The sequence below is a fragment of the Streptomyces sp. NPDC002573 genome (genome assembly GCF_042889625.1).
GTDB classification, from domain to species: Bacteria; Actinomycetota; Actinomycetes; order Streptomycetales; family Streptomycetaceae; genus Streptomyces; species Streptomyces gibsoniae.
This window is the reverse complement of record NZ_JBIARC010000104.1, coordinates 1-17,729: the sequence shown is the minus strand read 5'-3', so window position 1 is coordinate 17,729 and position 17,729 is coordinate 1. Positions and strand designations below refer to the sequence as shown.

The window sequence follows — 17,729 nt, the reverse complement described above, 5'->3', positions numbered from 1 at the left end:
CCTCGGCGCCGGTGGAGTGGTTCTCTCGCTTGCTCATGAGGGCCTCCGGACTTTGTCAGGTTGCCTCGTGTCCCAGTCTCGCGCTCCCCCTGGCTGGGCCAAGAGCCGAACGGCCCCGATGGTGCGGCTGTGCGGTCCATCCGATGCGAGCTTGCGCAGGAGCGGTGAGACTGAAGGAGGAGCAGACCGGCAGGAGGATGCTCGTGGTGAGTCTGCGGGAATTCCTCGCGCGATTCCGTCCGACCGGCGCGCCGGGGGCAGCCGTCACCGGAGTCCCCGCCGACCGGGCGGCGGAGCGCGCGGCGGAACTGGACGGTCCTCTGATGCTCCTGACGGGCGCTCAGCAGGAGGCGGCGGCGATTCGCGCATCCGCGAACCGTGCGGCGGCAGCCATACGGGAGAGTGCCGCACGGCAGGCGGCTGGCATCGTGGCGGCGGCCCGGTCCCGGGCTCCCCAGGTCCGGCAGGAGGCCGCGACACCGTTTCGCCGTTCCGCCGTTCGGGAGGCGGAGGACCTTCGCGCTGCTGGGGAACGCGCCGCCTCGCTGGTACGCGAGCGGGCGCGGGAGCGCATGACGGCCCTGGTGGACCGTGTGGTGACGGACGCGCTGCGGAGCGCGGACGGACCAGGGGAAGCGCAGTGAGCGGCGGGTGGGTCGCGGGAATGGTCCGGGCCCGCGCCCTCACCAGCCGTTGCCCGGGCCCGGCCGGCGCCCGGGAGATGGCGAGCTCCGTGACACTCGAGGACGCACTGCATCGGCTGGCCGGGACGCCGTACCGGAAGTACGTACGGACGGCCGTCGAACTGCCCGATGCCCAACGGGCGGTTTCCGCCACGCTCCTCTGGCAGCTGCGGGTGCTGGCCGGCTGGCTGCCCCCGGGCGGAGGCCGCCTGCTGCGCCCGCTCGCTGCTGGCTTCGAAGTCGCCAACGTCGCGTCCCGTCTGTCGGCACAGAACGGTCCGGGCGCTGATCCCCAGGCCGCGGCGTGGCAGCCGTACCGGCTCGGCGCCTTGGAGACCGCCTGGCGGAGGCTGGAGCACGCTCATACGCCCGCGGAACTGCGCGCCGCGCTCGCGGCCTCGGCGTGGGGCGACCCGGGCGCGGACACGCCGTGGGCGCTGGTGTCGGGCATGCGTATGGCGGCTGCCCGGCGGACGGCCACGGCCGTTCCTTCCGCCCGGCGGTGGGCCCGTGGACGCGCCGCCCTGCTCACAGCACGCGAAGTTTTTGTACACCAGCGTCGCCTGTCAGAGCCCATGCGACGTGACGCGGCGGAGTTGCTGGGCTCGCGGGCGGTCGACGCCCCCTCCTTCCGGGACTTCCGCGCCCGTCTGCCGTCGGAGGCCCGCTGGGTCCTGGCGGACGTGGAGGAGCCGGAAGACCTGTGGCGGGCGGAGGCCCGCTGGTGGCGCGTGGTCGACCGGGACGGCGCCGGCATGCTGCGGGATGGGCGGTCCGGGCCCCAGGAGGTCGTGGGGGCGGTCGCGGTGCTGTCCGTGGATGCCTGGCGGGTGCGGGCGGCCCTGGAGTCGGCGGCCCGGGCCGGACGGCTGCTGGAGGAGTTCGATGCCCTGGTCTGAGGCCGTGACACCCGTCCGGATGCGACGTGTGGCGGTGGTCGTACCCCACGCAGCGCTGCGGGACACGCTGGTGCGGATCGCCGAGGCGGGATGCATTGAGCTGGACCAGGTGGAAGAGGCCGCCCCGGGGCCGGCGGCCCGACGGCTCCAGCGCCTGGAGGGCCGTCCCGGGTCGGTCTTGCCTGCGGCCGCGGGCGTTCTGTCGGTCGCAGGTCAAGCGCCCCTTCTGGCTGCCTCAGCACCCGATCTCGACGTCCTGGAACGGCAGGGCAGCCTGGGGCTGCTGGCGGGCGAGGCACAACTGGAGGCGCGCATCCAGGGGGCCGTGCTGCGTGGGGAGGTGGCGGCGCTCGCCGGATGGTGCCCGGCGGGGGAGGTCTCGCGGCTCGCGCGGAGGCTCGCCTCCACTGGCGGTGCGCTCGTTCCGCTGCGCACCCCGCCCGGGACCGATCCGCCGACGCTGCTGCGGTCGCAGGCTGCGTCGTTCACGCCGTTGGTGGCGACGTACGGCACACCGCCCTACGCGGACATCGACCCTTCGTGGGCCGCCGGCATCACGTACGTCGTGATGTTCGGGATCATGTTCGGCGACGTGGGCCACGGAGCGCTTCTGGTGCTCGGCGCGCTGGCGTTGCGGCTCGGGCGACCTCGCAGCATCGCTCGGTTCAGTCGCCTGAGGCCCTTTTTCGCCGGCGCCGGGCTTGCGGCCATGTTCGCGGGTGCCGCCTACGGCGAGTTCTTCGGGCCGACGGGCGTGCTGCCCGTGCTGTGGCTGAGCCCGTTGCAGGACCCTGCGCGCCTGCTGGCCGCCGCGGTGGTCTTCGGGGCGGGGCTGCTGGCCGCCGCCCATGCGGCCGGCGCGGTCAACCGCTGGCGGGAGGGTGGTCCGGGCAAGGCGCTGTACGCGGCGTCCGGCTGCGCGGGGCTCCTGTTCTTCCTGGGGCTCGGACTCACGGCAGCGGGGCTCACCCTGCGCCACCAGGCCACCGCCGTCCTTGGAGCGGCGCTTGCCCTGGCCGGGCTGGCGCTGGTGGCGGTGGGGTTGTACCGGGCCACGGCGGGAGGCTTCGCAGGGCTTGCCGAGACCGGAGTACGGATGTTCGACGTCGTGGTGCGCGCGGGCACCAACACCGTGTCCTTCGCGCGGCTCGCGGCTTTCGGCCTCACCCATGCCGCGCTCGCGGATCTGGTGTGGCGCGGCACCGTCGTCCTCGCCGGGCGGGGACCCGCAGGCACCGCAGGGGCGGTGGTGGTGTTCGTCGTCGGCACCACTGCCTCCCTCGCACTGGAGGCTCTGGTGGCAGGCGTTCAGGCGCTGCGGCTGGAGTTCTACGAGATCTTCTCGCGGCTCTTCGAAGCGGAGGGCCGTCCGTTCCGCCCCTGGCACGTCCCGGCAGCGGCAGCGGCCGAAGCTGAAACGGAGGTGGCCGGGTGCTCACCTGGTTGATGGTCCTGCCCGTGCTGGCCGCGGCGTTCGGCGCCGTACGGCTGTTGCGGCAACGCCGGACGAGACACGTGTTCCGCTGGCTTCTGGCGACGAATGTCGCGCTCCTGGGTGGTGCGTGTGTGCTCCTCGCCACGGCTCTTGCCGGCGCTGCGCAGGGCGCGCCCGCCCAGACCGCCGCGGCGACCACTGTCAACGGGTCCGCGCTGATCGGGGCAGCCATCGCGGTGGCCGGCGCGTCGATCGGAGCGGCTATCGCGGTCGCCTACACCGGGGCGGCGGCGCTGGCCGCGCTGAGCGAGCGGCCCGAGATGTTCGGCCGGGCCATGGTGATCGTAGGCCTGGCCGAAGGCATCGCCGTCTACGGGCTGGTGGTCGCGATCCTGCTGATCGGAAAGGCTTGACCCGGAAGGAAATGGCAATGGGCACGGTGGCCGCCATCGGTACGCGGAGCAGGGTCGGAGGGTTGACCCTCGCCGGAGTCGACGTCCTGGTCGCGGAGCACCCCGACGCCGTACGCGAGGCCTGGCGGATGCTTACCGGGTCGGTCTCCTTGGTGATCGTCACGCCGGAGGCGGCCGAGGCCTTGGGGACCGGGACGGCCGAGCCTGATACCTCCGAGCCTCTGACGATGGTGATGCCGCCATGACCCATTCCGCCACAAGCTCTGCCGACCCCCTGGACCCCGTACGTGCCGGACTGCTTCGTGCGGCAAGGACGGATGCCGACGTCGTAGTGGCCCGTGCGCGAGCGGACGCGGAAGAGACGGTGCGCACGGCGCGGGCGGAGGCGGCGGCGGTGTTGGAACGGGCTCGGGATCAGGGTGCGGCGGACGGCACCGCCGCTGCGGCCCGTGAACGGGTGCGGGCCCGGGAGGACGCCTGGGCGCGGGAACTTGCCGCGCGCGCCGACGCTTACGCGGACTTCTGGCACAGGGTGCGCGGGGGCGTTCGGGACCGCCTGGCGGAGTCGGATGGGTTCCTTGCCCGGCTGGAGGAGCGGGCCCGGACGCTGATCGGAACGGGCGCGCAGGTCACGGCCACCCCCGATGGCGGCGTGACGGCCGAGGTACCCGGCCGCCGGGTCGACCTCTCGGCGGACGCCCTCGCGGATCGTGCCGTGCAACGCCTCGGCGCGGAGGCCCAGAACCTATGGGCGCCATGAGGTCTCCGTTCGCCGCGGCAAGTCACCTGCCCGGCGAAGACGGGCCTCCGCGCGTCCTTCGCGTGGCCGGGCCCCTCGTCGAGATCGCCTGCACCACCGGCGTCGCCATGCACGACCTGGTCCTGCTGGGCGAGCATCGGCTGCCGGGCGAGGCGGTCGCGATCAACGGTGATGTCGTCACCGTCCAGGCGTACGAATACACCGGCGGCCTCACGCCCGGGCATCCCGCCGCCCCACAGGGCGGACCACTCGCCGTGAGGCTGGGACCGGGCTTGCTCGGCGGTGTCTTCGACGGCCTGCTCCGCCCCCTCACCCGCGCCGGAGACGTCCTCTTGCCGGGCGAGTGGAGCACCGAACCAGACGGTCGCAGATGGCCGTTCACCGCGCGCGTGGCCGAGGGTGCTCGGGTGTCGGCAGGCGATGTCCTCGGCGACATCGCGGCGTCGGTTCCCCTGTGCGTCCTCGTACCCCCTGGGTGCTCAGGGATCGTGACGCGGATCGCCGAGGCGGGGGACCATGCCGAGGATTCCCTGGCCGCCGTGGTGGACGGGCACGAGGTGTGCATGGCGCAGACATGGCCGGTGCGCAGACCCCGGCCGATGCGGGAGCGGCTGTCGGCCGTGGTGCCGTTGCACACCGGCCAGCGGGCCGTCGACCTGCTGTTCCCGGTGGCCCGTGGCAGCACGGTCGCAGTCCCGGGCGGGTTCGGCACCGGCAAGACCATGCTGCTCCAACAGATCGCCAAGTGGTGCGACGTCGACGTGATCGTCTACGTCGGCTGCGGGGAGCGGGGCAACGAGATGGCCGACGTCATCGAGGAACTGTCCGCGTTGACCGACCCCCGTACCGGTGGCCGCCTGGCGGAGCGCACGGTCACCATCGCAAACACCTCCAACATGCCAATGATGGCCCGCGAGGCAAGCGTGCACACAGGGGTGACGGTCGCCGAGTACTTCCGGGACATGGGGCTCGACGTCGTCGTGATCGCCGACTCGACCTCTCGCTGGGCCGAGGCTCTGCGCGAGTTCGCTTCCCGGATGGGTGAGCTGCCCGCCGAGGAGGGCTATCCGGCGGGTCTCGCCTCGGAGCTGGCTGCCTTCTACGAGCGGGCGGCATCGGTGCGCGCCCTCGGCGGCGCCACCGGTTCGGTCACCGTCATCGGTGCCGTGTCGCCCCCCGGCGGTGATCGCACCGAGCCCGTCACGGCCCATACCGAACGGTTCGTGCGGTGCCTGTGGAGTCTCGACCGCGATCTCGCCTACGCGCGCCACTACCCGGCGGTCTCGTGGGCGGATTCGTTCTCCCGGGACGCAGCGACGCTGGCCGTCGCGCACGCACGCGCCGGTGACCCTCGGTGGGCCGAGCGACGCGCGCGGGTGGCAGGCCTGCTCGCCGAGGCGGACCGGCTGGCCGATCTCGTGGAACTGGTTGGTGTCACGGCCCTTCCGCCGCGGGAACGGGTCAGCGTGCTCGCCGGACGGCTGGTGCGGGAGGGGGTCGTGCAGCAGAACGCGCTGTCGCCGTCGGACGCGTACTGCACGCCTGAGAAGACAGCGGCGCTCGTGGAGGCTGTTCTGACGGTGATCGACCGCTGCATGGAGCTGGCTGACTCCGGCGGGCCGGTAGAGGCTGTCGAAGCGGTCGACTTCACGCCGCTGCTGCGGGCCCGTGAGGACGCGGGGCCGAGCGAGACCGCTCCTGTCGCGGCGGCCCGCGACACGGTGCTGGCACGGCTCTCGGAGATCGTATGAGGGTGCCGGGCGAAGTCGAGTACACCGGAGTGCGGGAGCTCCGCGGCCCGCTCGTGGTCGTCGAGGGGGTCACCGGCGTCGGCTGGGACGAGTTCGCCACGATCGTCCTCGCCTCCGGAGAGCGCCGGCACGGGCTCGTCCTGGACGTGGACCGGGACCTGGCGGTGCTGCAGGTCCTCGAGGACACGGCGGGAATGGACCGGACAGGCACACGTATCGCGTTCTCCGGTGCGCCGCTGCGGGTGCCGGTCGGCACCGGGTGGCTGGGCCGGGTGTGCAACGGGCGGGGCGAACCGATGGACGGCGGGCCTCCCGTCGTCGGTTCCGTGGACGCCGCGGTCGGCGGTGCGCCGATCAATCCGGTGCGCCGGGAGCCGCCCACCGATCCGGTGCTTACCGGAGTGGGCGCCATCGACGTCCTCACCACCCTGGTGCGGGGACAGAAGCTCCCCGTGTTCTCGGCCGCCGGTCTGCCGCATCTCGAACTGGCGGTGCAGATCGCCGGCCAGGCGACCTGTGTCGGCGAGCCGTTCGCCGTCGTCTTCGCTGGCATGGGGCTCACACATGCCGACGCGGCATTGGTTCGCGAGGGGCTGGCGGAGCGCTCCGCCGCCAAGGAACTGGTGCTGCTGCTCAATACCGCGGACGCCCCGGTGATCGAGCGGTTGCTCACTCCACGGCTCGCGCTCACGGTCGCGGAGCAGCTTGCGTTCGGGGAGGGCCGCCATGTCCTGGTCGTGATGACGGACATGACCGCCTACTCCGAGGCGCTGCGCGAGGTGTCCGCGGCCCGGGGTGAGATCCCGGCCCGGCGGGCCTATCCCGGCTATCTCTACAGCGACCTTGCTTCCCTCTACGAGCGGTGCGGCAGGGTCAGGGGCCGTCCCGGATCGCTGACCCTCCTGCCTGTGCTCACGATGCCCGCCGGGGACATCACCCACCCGGTGCCCGACCTCACCGGCTACATCACGGAGGGCCAGATCGTGCTGTCCGGTGAGACTCATGCCCACGGCGTGTATCCGCCGGTCGACGCGCTCGCCTCGCTGTCGCGCCTGATGCGCAAAGGAGCGGGTGCGGGAAGGACCCGCGACGACCACCCGCACGTCACTGCCCAGTTGATCGCCGCACTGGCCCGCGCGCGGGAGGTGCGGGAACTCGCCGACCTGATTGGACGCCCGGCACTGAGCCCGACGGACCGTCGGTATCTGGACCTGGATGACGCGTTCCTACGCGGGTTCCTCGCCCAGGGCGCGGACGAGAACCGGGCGCTCGAAGACTCCCTCGACCGCGCCTGGGACGTACTGCTCACCCTGCCCCGCAGCCAGCTCGGCATGATCCCGGCAGCCATGCTCGACGCCCGCGCCGCCGGAGGCAACAGCGCGGGCGGGGACGGAACAACGTCGTGAGCGCGCGTCGACGGAGGGTGCCGCCCGGGCGTGCCGGCCGACTGCGGCTGCGGCACAGTCTGGACACCGCTCTGCGCGGAGCGGACCTGCTGGAACGCAAACTACGGCTCCTGCTCGACCGCGAGCGGGAACTGAGGCGGACGGCGGAGGAGGCCAGCCGCGTCTGGCGGGACAGGCTCGCCGAGGCGGAGACCTGGTGCGAGCGCGGTTTGCTACTCGGTGGCGAGCGGGCCCTGTTCGAGGCAGCCCCCGCAGACCGTGCCCGAATCGACGTCGAGTGGACTGCCTTGATGGGAGTCAGCCACCCGTCCTCCGTGTCCTGGACGGCCCCCGTGCGCTCCCTCGCGGAACGTACACCGGCGAACACCGCGTTCACTCACGCGGAGAGGGCGTACCGCGCGGCCGTCCGAGCAGCTGCCGAACATTCCGCCGCCCGGACCGCGGCCGAACTCATCGCCGCCGAGGCCGAACGGACTCGCCAACGGGTCCGCGCTCTGCGTCGGCACTGGATTCCCCATCTGACACGTGAGCTGGCCGCCGTGGAACTGGCTCTGGAGGAGGCGGAGCACGAGGAAGCAGTGCGGCGGCGCTGGGCGGCTTCGTCCCGCGACGGGGTAAGGGGGTGAGCGCGGTCGGTGCTCGGCGGCCCGGCACGGCCCCTTCCGTCGTGTTCGTCCGCCTCAAGAGGCCCAGGGATCATGACCGATCCTGGCGAGGCTGCACCGTCGCCTCGTCCGCAGTGTCGTCCCGGTCGAAGTCGAGCCAATTGACGACGTCCACGACACCGTCGACTCCCTCGCACAACTGCACGGCGATGGGGAGCAGGCTCTTGTGCTCCACCCTGCCGCTCAGCGTGACCCTGCCGTCGGCGACCTCCACCGTGAGCGACGAGGGCGGCAGACCGAGCGTCCGGACGATGACATCCTCCAAGATCTCCTCCTGGATGGCGCGATCCCGACGGAGGAACAGCCGCAGCAAGTCGCTGCGGCTGATCACGCCGATCAAGTGGCCATCGCCATCCACCACGGGAAGGCGTTTGACCTTCCGTCTCTCCATCGTCCGTGCGGCACGGACCACGTCCCACTCCGGCTCCGCGACCACGGCGGGCCTGGTCATCAGTTCCCCGGCGGTGCTGCCGATGCCACCGGACGTCTGCTTGCGAAGGAGGTCCGCTTCCGACACCACCCCGACGGGTCGGCCACCGTCATCGACCACAGGGACGGCGGTGATCTCGTACTCGTCGAGGGTGCGTGCGATCTCTTTGAAGGTCGTGCCCTGCCGCACGCTCACGGCGGTGGGGGTCATCAGATCGCCCACGCTGCGGTGCCTCATCGTTCGGCGTCCCCTCTCCCCTTCGACGATCTTCGACGGCATCTTGACGACGGTTTCGGATGCTGGGCACGAAACGGCCGACGCCCGGACGACAACTAAGCTCGAGCGGGTGCACCCCCGAGCCGGGGTTCGCCAGCTGTGGGATCAGGCATGGTGTGTGACCTCGATATGCCTGGCCTCAGCCTTTCTACGTCCAAGGCCCACGCTGACCGTGAGCATGCCGTCGGTGTAGTCGGCCTCGACGTCATCCTCGTTTGCGCCCGGGGGCAGCGACACGCTGCGACTCATGGAGCCGTACCGGATCTCGCTGCGGTTCTTCTCCGCTTCATGCTCGGTGCGCTCCGCCTTGAAGGTCAGCACGCCTTCGCTGATGGCGACGTCGATGTCCTCGGGCGAGATACCAGGAAGTTCCGCCCGCATCACATACCGGTCTCCCTCCGTGTAGTCCTCGATGCGGACCGCGTAGAGGTCACCCATCGTGGGCATCGCGAAACGCGCCGGGAAAGCCTCGAACCACTCAGGAATCTCCGGGAACGGAAACTTCTGCCTGCGTGCAAGTGTGGCCATTGCCGTCTCCAGAACTGGTACTGCGGCTGTTGACATCTCCAGTCCACCGCGAACCGCTGCGTGCTGCTGAGGCCGAACAGCCCATACCGAGGGTCCCTATAGTCCCCTCTGTACCTTTCCCCGCGGCTCAAGGCCGGTACGGCAGAGACAGGACCGGGCTTGAGGGGCCGGTCGGCCCATGCTTTCGCACGCGTATTCGCCGAAGCTGGTGACGAGAAGAAGCAGCGTCCTCGCCACCCGCCCCTGCCCAGCCCACTCAGCGGTGATCGCCATGTCCGATGTCACCACCACCGATCTGTACGAAGTGACCATGGCCATGTCCTACCTGCGGGAGGGAATGCGAGCCCCCGCCACCTTCAGCCTCTTCGTCCGGGATCTGCCGCCCGGCCGGGGTTTCCTGGTTGCCGCGGGCCTGGAACCGGCTCTGGACTTCCTGGAGGGCTACCAGATCGAACGGGGCGATGTGGAGGCATTCGCGGAAGCCCTCCACAGACCGCCCGAAGACCTCGAGCCGCTGAGGGGCCTGGCCTTCGACGGCGAGGTGCGGGCCGTCCCGGAGGGGCACGTCGTGTTCCCCGGCGAACCGTTGCTCGAAGTAACCGCACCGCTCCCTCAGGCCCAGCTCGTCGAAACGTACCTGCTCAACCAGCTGTGCCATCAGACCGCAGTGGCGTCCAAGGCAGCTCGCTGTGTCCTGGCGGCGGCCGGACGGCCCGTCGTGGACTTCTCCCTGCGCCGCACCCACGGCCCCTGGGCGGGCTTGCAGGCGGCACGGCTGGGAGCACTGGTGGGCTACGCCGCCACCAGCAACGTGGCCGCAGCCGTCGCTCTGGGCATCCCGGCCTCGGGCACGATGGCCCACTCCTACATCGAGGCGTTCCCCAGTGAGGAGGAGGCGTTCCGCGCCTTTGCGCGTACCCACCCCGGCCCGGTCACCTTCCTCGTCGACACCTACGAGACCGACGCGGGAGTCAGCGCCGCGGCCCGGGTGCTGAAGGAGATCCGCCGGGGACCGGGCTGCGCGATCCGTCTCGACAGCGGTGACCTCGCGGACCTCGCACGGCAGGCACGTGCCACCCTCGATGCCACTGGGCTCGCCGATGTGCGCATTGTAGCCAGTGGCGGGCTCGACGAATACGCCGTTGCCGACCTGGTGCGGACCGGGGCCCCAATCGACGTGTACGCCGTGGGCACCAGGGTCGGCGTGGCCGCGGACGCTCCGTACCTGGACGCCGCGTACAAGCTCGTCGAATACGCCGGCCGACCTGTCATGAAGTTGTCCTCGGCGAAGGTGACGGCCCCGGGGCGCAAACAGGTCTTCCGGCGCGACGGGCAGCCGGACGTGATCGCCCTGCGGGACGAGGACCCTCCGAGTGAGGCGCAACCGCTTCTGCGCACCCTCATGCGCGATGGCCGGCGCACGGGCGCGCGCGACCGGTGGCAGTATGCGCGGGCGCGCCTTGCCCACGACGTCGCCGCCCTTCCCCCCTCGGCCCGCAGGATCCACGATCCCGAGCCGCCGCGCCCGCTCAGGTCCCGCGCGCTGGACGAGCTGACCTCACGGGTACGTGAAGAGATCGAAGGGCGGTTCTGCCCGCAGCGCCTCGGGGGCATCCGGGAGTGGCGGGCACGCTGATCGCAGGCCTCCATCCTTGTGGCGACCACGGCGCGGAGCCATGACGACAGCTGAACGGGAACCCGGCCTCCGCGTGCCCCGTCGGTGTCGAGTGGCGGGCCGATGGTCCCCGGACCGGGGACCATCGGCCCCTGCAAAACCCGCATGGACGGGCTTTCCTTGAATCGACGGAAAGGACTCTTCGACGGCGTGGAAAAGGTAAGTGGCCATGAGCGTCCGCCGAGCCCTTTTCGTCGCCACGTCGAGGAGGCGAGACGAGATGACCGCACCCGCCCCGGCCGGGAAGGACCGGCGGACGGAGCACGTGCCCCCTGCTGAATCCACAGGCAACAGCATGCGTGCTCGCGTCGGTGACGAGATCGTCGTACGTGGCACCGCCCCGGGCATCATCGCCCGAGAAGGCGAGATCGTCGGCGTCCACCATCCGGACGGCAGCCCCCCGTTCAACGTGCACTGGGAGGACACCGATCGGGTGACGCTGTACTTCCCCGGGCCTGACGCATACATCAAACACCTCGCGCACACTTCGGCACCCGATGGACACGGTGCATGACGGCTCGTTCAGGAGACGACAATGGCCCCACCCAGTCATAACCGGCCGATCGTAGTCGGTGTCGACCCCGACTCCACGAAGCGGATGGCGCTGGCCTGGGCGGCCGACGAGGCCGCGCGGCGGCAGGTGCCTCTGCGTCTGGTCCACGCAGAGGGAACGCCGACCGTTGAGTTCCGGAAGTGGCAGGTGCCGCCCTCCTGGGAGGCGTGGAACCAGGTGATGCACCAGGCCGGGGAACAGACACTCAAGGACGCGGTGGCTTTCGCCGAGGCCCGGCAGCCGCAGGTCGAGGTGGCCGGGTTGCTGGCGGAGGGGGACCCGGCGTGGGTCCTGCGAGAGCAGAGCTACGACGCCAGTGCCGTCGTCCTGGGCTCGCAACACCTCAGCCGGGTGAGGGAGGTATTCGGCTCCGTCTCCGTCGCCCTGCCCGTCATGGCACACGCCCACTGCCCCGTCGTCGTCGTGCCCGAGCCGGAGCATGTCACCCAGCAGCCCGCGTACTTCGTCGTCGGCGTGGACGGCAGCACGCATTCCGCGGTCGCCGTCGACTTCGCGTTCGAGGAGGCGGCCATGCATGGCGCGGTCCTGCGGGCCGTGTACGTGTGGCAGCCCGGGTTGCTGGGGATGCTCGACGAACGTGCATCGCAGCAGGAATGCCGGCGTCTGCTCTCCGAGACCGTTGCAGGCCGCGGTGCGGAGTACCCGAATGTTGAGCTGCACCACGAGCTGATCAGCGGTCATACGGTAGAGGTGCTGACTGAGGAGTCGGCACATGCTCTGGGCCTGGTGGTGGGAACCCGGGGCCACGGCGGCTTCGGCGGCATGCTGCTCGGCTCGGTGAGCCAAGGTGTGCTGCACCACGCCCGATGTCCCGTCATTGCCGTGCCGGACCCGTCGGCATGAGCCACCCGGGAACAGGCCCTGACGTCGTGACTCTGTAGGCCTGCCACCTTCTGCCGCCCGGCCCAGGTCAGTGCCGTAGCGCGCGGCCAGAAACCGTTTCCGGTCGGGAGGAGGGCACCGTGCCGAGTGAAGAAGACCATGACAGCCAGGAAGACCGTCAGGCTCTGGCGAGGGCTCGACCGGGTCGGCGTCTGACGGAGTTCACGCTGTTGGTGGTGACCGCGGGCGCTCTGGTCGGCGGCGGGATCGCGTGGCTGCTGGGCCACCGCGAGACCGCCGACGCCTGCTGGGCCGTCGGCACCGCACTAGCCCTTCCTCCGGCAGCCGCCTGGGTTGTAGGTGCCCTGCGCAGGGGGCGGATCGGCGTCGACGTGATCGCGGTGCTGGCGCTGGCCGGGACCTTGGCGGTGGGCGAGTATCTGGCCGGCGCGCTGATCGGGCTGATGCTGGCAACCGGGCGGTCCCTGGAGACCGCGGCGGAGCGGCGCGCCTCGCGCGACCTGCGCTCGCTGCTGGAACACGCGCCGCGTTCCGCCCGCCGCCGCCACGGCTCGGACGTCACGGTCGTGCCGCTGGACGAGGTTGTCCCCGGTGAGGTTATCGTCGTCGGTCCCGGCGAGGTCGTCCCGGTCGACGGTGTGGTCATCGCCGAGCCGGCCGTACTCGACGAATCCGTACTGACCGGCGAGTCCGCACAGGTGGAGCGTCATGCGGGCGAGGGCGTGCGCAGTGGTGTCGTCAACGCCGGAGGCGTCTTCGAGGTGACGGCGACGGCCACCGCGGCGGACAGTACCTACGCGGAAATCGTGCGGCTGACCCGGCAGGCGGGAGCCGAGCGGGCTCCCACGGTGCGGCTGGCGGAGCGCTACGCCGCCTGGTTCCTGCCCCTGTCACTGGCGCTGGCCGCCCTCGCCTGGCTGATCAGCGGTTCCGCAGTGCGGGCCGTGGCTGTACTCGTCGTGGCCACCCCCTGCCCTTTGCTCCTTGCAACCCCGGTGGCCATCGTCTCCGGTCTGTCCCAGTGCGCTCGCCGGGGCGCCGTCGTCCGGGACGGCGGTGCACTGGAACGTCTGGGCCGGGCCCGCACCCTCGTCATCGACAAGACCGGCACCCTGACAGCGGGGCGCCCCCGAGTCCTCGAAGTGGTCGGCGCCCCAGGCGGCCCGGCTCCGGGCGAGGTCCTGAGACTCGCGGCCTCGCTCGACCAGGTGTCTGCCCATGTCCTGGCCGAAGCCATCGTCCGTGAGGCCAAGGCCCGCGCTCTTTCCCTCACGTCCCCGCACGACGTCACCGAGGAACCCGGGCGAGGGGTCACCGGCACTGTGAGAGGGCATCGCATCGCCGTCGGCCGGACGGGACTGCCCCCGACGGGCCTGCCCGACTGGGCACGCGCCGTGGACAACCGGGCTCTGCTGGACGGGGCCGCGACCGTCTGGCTCACCGTGGACGGCGCGCTCTGCGGCGCACTGCTGCTGCGGGATCCGCTGCGCCAGGACGCGCCCCGCACCATCCGCCGACTGCGGACGGCAGGTCTGAACCGGCTGCTGATGCTGACCGGGGACCGGCCCGCACCCGCCCGTGAAGTGGGCGCGGTCCTGGGCCTCGACGACGTGAGGGCCGGGCAACTGCCCGCCGACAAGATCGCCACGGTGCGTGAGGAGAGCCGCCGTGCCGTCACGGTCATGGTCGGTGACGGCGTCAACGACGCCCCCGCCCTTGCCGCAGCCGACGTCGGTGTGGCCATGGGAGCGCGAGGTTCCACTTCCGCCTCCGAAGCCGCCGACATCGTCCTCACCACGGACCGTGTGGCGCGGCTCGCGGACGCCATGGAGATCGCCGGCCACGCCCGTCACATCGCGGTCCAAAGTGCTGCCGCCGGGATGACGATGTCGCTGGTCGCGATGACCGCCGCTCTCCTCGGGCGGCTTCCGCCAGCGCCGGGCGCCCTCCTCCAGGAAGCCATCGACATGGCCGTTATCCTCAACGCGCTCCGTGCCCTGCTCCCCGCACCCGGCACGCGGCCCGTCCTGGAACCGGACGCGGAGAGCCTCATTCACCGGTTCGCCACCGAGCACGACGACCTCAGGGACGCCCTCGACGCCATCCGGGAAGCGGCCGGCCTCCTCACCATGGACAGCGGCCCCCGCGCCCTGGCCGCGGTACGCGAGATCGACCGTCTCCTGACAGAGCGCCTCCTGCCCCACGAACACGCCGAGGAACACGAGCTCTACCCGGCACTGAACCGGCGACTCGGCCCGGAAGCCACCGACACGATGAGTCGAGCCCACGCCGAGATCGAGCGCCTGGCCCAGCGCATCGCAACCCACATGCGCCTCGCCGACGAGCAGGGCGGACTGCGGCCGGAACAACTCGATGACCTGCGCGCCTCGTTGTACGGCCTGCACACGATCCTCCGTCTGCACTTCACACAGGAGGAGGAGAGCTACTTCTCCCTTGCGCCGTGATCTGTCGGAGTGTCTCGCCGTGCTCCGCCACCGTGGCGGACTCCTCCCGGTCCGCAACCGCCCGGCATCGGGCCCTTTCCCCCTCCGGAACACGGATCCCCCGGAGCACACGCGGAAGACCATCTCAGGAAGGAACTGGAGTGTCTCCGTCTGTTTGCCCCCGGTGACCGGGGTCCACTTGGTCCCGAAAAGGTCCGGGTGGCCCTACCGCAGGCGTGCCGCCCGCTCCCAGGCTGAACGTGTGGCGACCGTCTCCTCGGTCGTGCCAGCGGTACAGCGCGCGAGACAGTGCTTCCGCCGGCCTGCCGGGGAAACCCGCCCGACGCGGAAGGGAGGATCCGGTGACCGCACCAACTGCGGACACGTCCGCCGTCACCGCACTCATCGAGGCCGCCGCGGCGGCTCCGTCCCTGCACAACGCACAGCCCTGGAAGTTCCGGTTCCATCGCGGCAGCGGCACCTTGCGGCTGTACGCCGACCTTGAACGCGAACTCCCCAGGACGGATCCGGACAACCGCGGCCTGCATATGGGCTGTGGTGCCGCACTGTTCAACTTGCGCGTCGCCGCGGTGGCGGCGGGCCGGGAGCCCGCCGTACGTCTGCTGCCCGACGACTCCGATCCGGCACTCCTGGCAGCGGTGGACCTCACCGGCAGCGCACCTCCGGACGACCCTCTCGCGCCGCTTCAGCCGGCGATCCATCGACGCCACACGAGCCGACACCCCTTCCTCGAAGAGGACATCCCAGATGTTCTGAGGGACGGACTGTGCGTCGCGGCCCACCTCGAAGGAAGTCGGATGGTGTTCCTCGATGCCTGGCATGTGCAATCGGTACTGGATCTTGTGCACGACGCCGAATGCTGCGAGGCGTGGGCCCCCGATGTACGCGGTGAGACGGCACACTGGGTCCGAACGGAACCCACCAGCGAGATCTCGCCTTCGGATGGCATTCCCGCGGAAGCGCTCGGCCCCGGCCAGTGGGGAGCGAGCTCTCCCGTACGTGACCTCACCGTCGGCCGGACGGTGGCCGGTCGCGACTGGGCACCCTTCGAGAAGCGCCCTCACATCGCCCTGCTCGGTACGGCCCAGGACCGGCCGGAGGACTGGCTACGGGCAGGGCAGGCCCTGGAACGGGTCTGGCTCCAGGCCACTCTGGACGGCCTCGTCGCGTCTTTGACCTCCCAGCCTCTGGAATGGCCCGAATTCCGGTGGGCGGTCCGCGAACCGACGTCAGCCATGGCATACGTGCAGATGGTGATCCGCCTCGGGTACGGCCCTGAGGGGCAACCCTCCCCCCGGCGGCCTGTGACCGAGGTGCTCGACATCATCTGAGCAGAAGGGTTTTCGGATCTCTGCTGCCCACTGCTCGGCCGCAGCAGGCCACGGTGGACTGACGGATCAGGGGTGGAGCCACTGTCGTGAACAAAGCAGACCATGCGACCGCATCTGGCAACCGTGTGGGAGGGCGTCGGCAAGCCCGGTGTGGAGCACACGCACGGAAGGAGCGCGGAACATGCAGCACCGGACTGTCACCGAAGTCATGACACGCCCTGTCGTCACGGCACAGCTCAGTTCGTCCTTCAAGCAGATCGCCCATCTGTTGCGCGACAACGACATCACCGCCGTTCCCGTCATCGACGACGAGGGACACCCCGTCGGGATCGTGTCCGAGGCGGACCTGCTGCGCAAAGCGGCGAGCCTGCCCGACCCGGAGGGGCGACCGGTGGGCCACCGGCTCAGCCTGGACGAGCTGGCACGCGCCGACGCTGAAACAGCCGAGGCAATGATGAGCGCTCCCGTGGTGACGGCACGGCCCGGCTGGAACGTCGTAGAGACCGCCCGCACCATGTACCGGCACAAGGTGAAGCGGCTACCCGTGGTCGATGACCTCGGCAAACTGGTCGGCATAGTCAGCCGGAGCGACCTGCTGAGGCCCTTCCTGCGCACCGACACGGCGATCAGCGACGAGATCCACCAGGATGTCCTGGGCGCCACCCTGGGAATTCGTCCGGGCACCATCCGCGCCGACGCACGCGAGGGAGTGGTGACCCTGACCGGCCGGGTCGAGGAGAGGTCCCTCATCCCGGTCATCGAACGACTTTGCCGCTCTGTGGACGGCGTGGTCGCCGTCCACCAGTCGATCGGTTACGCCCACGACAACCTTGGGTCCGACCTGGAGCCGCCCCGGTTGCGCAACAGAGGAGATCGTGGTCATCAGGCCACTGCACACCGTGTATGAGGTGAGCAGGCACTTGATGGTCTTCCGGTCACGACTCTTTCGAGCGGACGATCACGACGGGGCAGTTCGCGTGCTGCGCGACGCGGTGGCTGACGGACCCCAGAAGAGCTCGGGCGAAACCGCCTCGCCCATGGCTTCCGACTACGAGGGCCTCGGCCCCCTCAGCCGCCCGCAGCAGCACGTCGGCCGGGTTGCCGCGCACCAGAAGTGCCCTGACCGAGGACGCCCCCTCGGCGCCCAGCACGTCCCTCAGCTCCTGGACCAGTCTTTGCCGGGCGTTGTCCTCGTCCAAGGCGGTGTCCACGACCGGACCCGACCAGCCGTACATCCCCGGCAGCTCCCACGCAGCCACGGCATCCACACTCCCGCTGATCTGGTCGGCATACCGTACGGCCCACCGCAGCGCCCCGTGCGAGGACGCCGACCCGTCGATGCCCACCACGACACGCGGCCCTGACTCCTCCATGTCCATACCCCTCACCTCTCAAGCGGCCACTGACGCTCCTCGACTCCACGCTGCGCGACTCCATGGTGGCCCGCCACAGGAAGCGGCCGATGGCATTGGCATGGCATACGGGTGCGGCCTGAAGATCCCCCCTGATCTTGGACAGCGGTTGCTTACGCTGCGGGGGTGAAGTCGTGCTGCAGCCTGGCTCGGGTTTCGAGTGGGGTGAGGTACCCGAACTCG

Annotated in this window: 18 protein-coding genes; 15 read left to right on the top strand and 3 right to left on the bottom strand. The window is 70.7% G+C overall.

Annotated features, from left to right (window positions below):
- Nucleotides 1–164 precede the first annotated feature (164 nt).
- From ACFYX0_RS42710 to ACFYX0_RS42670, 9 genes are all read left to right on the top strand, one after another.
- Entirely contained in the window at nucleotides 165–644 is a 480-nt protein-coding gene (locus ACFYX0_RS42710) for a hypothetical protein (protein WP_388979969.1), read from the top strand.
- Between the two features lie 89 nt (nucleotides 645–733).
- Nucleotides 734–1,582: a hypothetical protein gene (locus tag ACFYX0_RS42705; protein WP_388979968.1), complete on the top strand. Its 849-nt coding sequence runs from the start codon at nucleotides 734–736 to the stop codon at nucleotides 1,580–1,582.
- Nucleotides 1,569–3,029: a V-type ATPase 116kDa subunit family protein gene (locus ACFYX0_RS42700; protein ID WP_388979965.1), complete on the top strand. Its 1,461-nt coding sequence runs from the start codon at nucleotides 1,569–1,571 to the stop codon at nucleotides 3,027–3,029. The genes ACFYX0_RS42705 and ACFYX0_RS42700 overlap by 14 nt, the downstream gene beginning before the upstream one ends.
- Nucleotides 3,014–3,430: an ATP synthase subunit C gene (locus ACFYX0_RS42695; protein WP_388979962.1), complete on the top strand. Its 417-nt coding sequence runs from the start codon at nucleotides 3,014–3,016 to the stop codon at nucleotides 3,428–3,430. Before ACFYX0_RS42700 ends, ACFYX0_RS42695 begins: the two co-directional genes overlap by 16 nt.
- A 17-nt stretch (nucleotides 3,431–3,447) precedes the next feature.
- A complete protein-coding gene (locus tag ACFYX0_RS42690) occupies nucleotides 3,448–3,675 on the top strand; it encodes a V-type ATP synthase subunit F (protein ID WP_388979959.1) in 228 nt (75 codons plus the stop codon).
- Complete coding sequence (locus tag ACFYX0_RS42685) at nucleotides 3,672–4,190, top strand: hypothetical protein (RefSeq protein ID WP_388979956.1); 519 nt, start codon at nucleotides 3,672–3,674, stop codon at nucleotides 4,188–4,190. The genes ACFYX0_RS42690 and ACFYX0_RS42685 overlap by 4 nt, the downstream gene beginning before the upstream one ends.
- A 62-nt stretch (nucleotides 4,191–4,252) precedes the next feature.
- The gene (locus ACFYX0_RS42680) at nucleotides 4,253–5,941 is read left to right on the top strand and encodes a V-type ATP synthase subunit A (RefSeq protein WP_388979953.1); all 1,689 of its coding nucleotides are present in this window, start codon (nucleotides 4,253–4,255) and stop codon (nucleotides 5,939–5,941) included.
- On the top strand, nucleotides 5,938–7,347 hold the full coding sequence (locus ACFYX0_RS42675) for a V-type ATP synthase subunit B (RefSeq protein WP_388979950.1): 1,410 nt from the start codon (nucleotides 5,938–5,940) through the stop codon (nucleotides 7,345–7,347). The genes ACFYX0_RS42680 and ACFYX0_RS42675 overlap by 4 nt, the downstream gene beginning before the upstream one ends.
- Complete coding sequence (locus tag ACFYX0_RS42670; protein ID WP_388979947.1) at nucleotides 7,344–7,973, top strand: V-type ATP synthase subunit D; 630 nt, start codon at nucleotides 7,344–7,346, stop codon at nucleotides 7,971–7,973. The genes ACFYX0_RS42675 and ACFYX0_RS42670 overlap by 4 nt, the downstream gene beginning before the upstream one ends.
- A gap of 70 nt (nucleotides 7,974–8,043) precedes the next feature.
- On the opposite strand, the gene ACFYX0_RS42665 is transcribed toward ACFYX0_RS42670, so the two are convergent.
- Together ACFYX0_RS42665 and ACFYX0_RS42660 are read right to left on the bottom strand one after the other, a co-directional pair.
- The gene (locus tag ACFYX0_RS42665) at nucleotides 8,044–8,679 is read right to left on the bottom strand and encodes a CBS domain-containing protein (protein ID WP_388979944.1); all 636 of its coding nucleotides are present in this window, start codon (nucleotides 8,677–8,679) and stop codon (nucleotides 8,044–8,046) included.
- Nucleotides 8,680–8,823: 144 nt separating this feature from the next.
- Nucleotides 8,824–9,246: an Hsp20/alpha crystallin family protein gene (locus ACFYX0_RS42660; protein WP_388979941.1), complete on the bottom strand. Its 423-nt coding sequence runs from the start codon at nucleotides 9,244–9,246 to the stop codon at nucleotides 8,824–8,826.
- 271 nt (nucleotides 9,247–9,517) lie between these two features.
- Here ACFYX0_RS42660 and ACFYX0_RS42655 point away from each other — a divergent pair, with 271 nt between their 5' ends.
- From ACFYX0_RS42655 to ACFYX0_RS42630, 6 genes are all read left to right on the top strand, one after another.
- Nucleotides 9,518–10,882, top strand: coding sequence for a nicotinate phosphoribosyltransferase (locus tag ACFYX0_RS42655; protein ID WP_388979939.1), 1,365 nt, complete (start codon nucleotides 9,518–9,520; stop codon nucleotides 10,880–10,882).
- A 259-nt stretch (nucleotides 10,883–11,141) separates the two neighbouring features.
- Entirely contained in the window at nucleotides 11,142–11,435 is a 294-nt protein-coding gene (locus ACFYX0_RS42650; protein ID WP_388979936.1) for a DUF1918 domain-containing protein, read from the top strand.
- Between the two features lie 21 nt (nucleotides 11,436–11,456).
- A complete protein-coding gene (locus ACFYX0_RS42645; protein WP_388979934.1) occupies nucleotides 11,457–12,338 on the top strand; it encodes a universal stress protein in 882 nt (293 codons plus the stop codon).
- Between the two features lie 164 nt (nucleotides 12,339–12,502).
- The gene (locus tag ACFYX0_RS42640) at nucleotides 12,503–14,803 is read left to right on the top strand and encodes a heavy metal translocating P-type ATPase (RefSeq protein WP_388979971.1); all 2,301 of its coding nucleotides are present in this window, start codon (nucleotides 12,503–12,505) and stop codon (nucleotides 14,801–14,803) included.
- A gap of 341 nt (nucleotides 14,804–15,144) precedes the next feature.
- Nucleotides 15,145–16,134, top strand: coding sequence for an Acg family FMN-binding oxidoreductase (locus ACFYX0_RS42635; protein ID WP_388979931.1), 990 nt, complete (start codon nucleotides 15,145–15,147; stop codon nucleotides 16,132–16,134).
- 181 nt (nucleotides 16,135–16,315) lie between these two features.
- Nucleotides 16,316–17,041, top strand: a complete 726-nt coding sequence (locus tag ACFYX0_RS42630; RefSeq protein WP_388979928.1) for a CBS domain-containing protein — start codon at nucleotides 16,316–16,318, stop codon at nucleotides 17,039–17,041.
- Nucleotides 17,042–17,069: 28 nt separating this feature from the next.
- On the opposite strand, the gene ACFYX0_RS42625 is transcribed toward ACFYX0_RS42630, so the two are convergent.
- On the bottom strand, nucleotides 17,070–17,513 hold the full coding sequence (locus tag ACFYX0_RS42625; protein ID WP_388979925.1) for a universal stress protein: 444 nt from the start codon (nucleotides 17,511–17,513) through the stop codon (nucleotides 17,070–17,072).
- Between the last annotated feature and the right edge of the window lie 216 nt (nucleotides 17,514–17,729).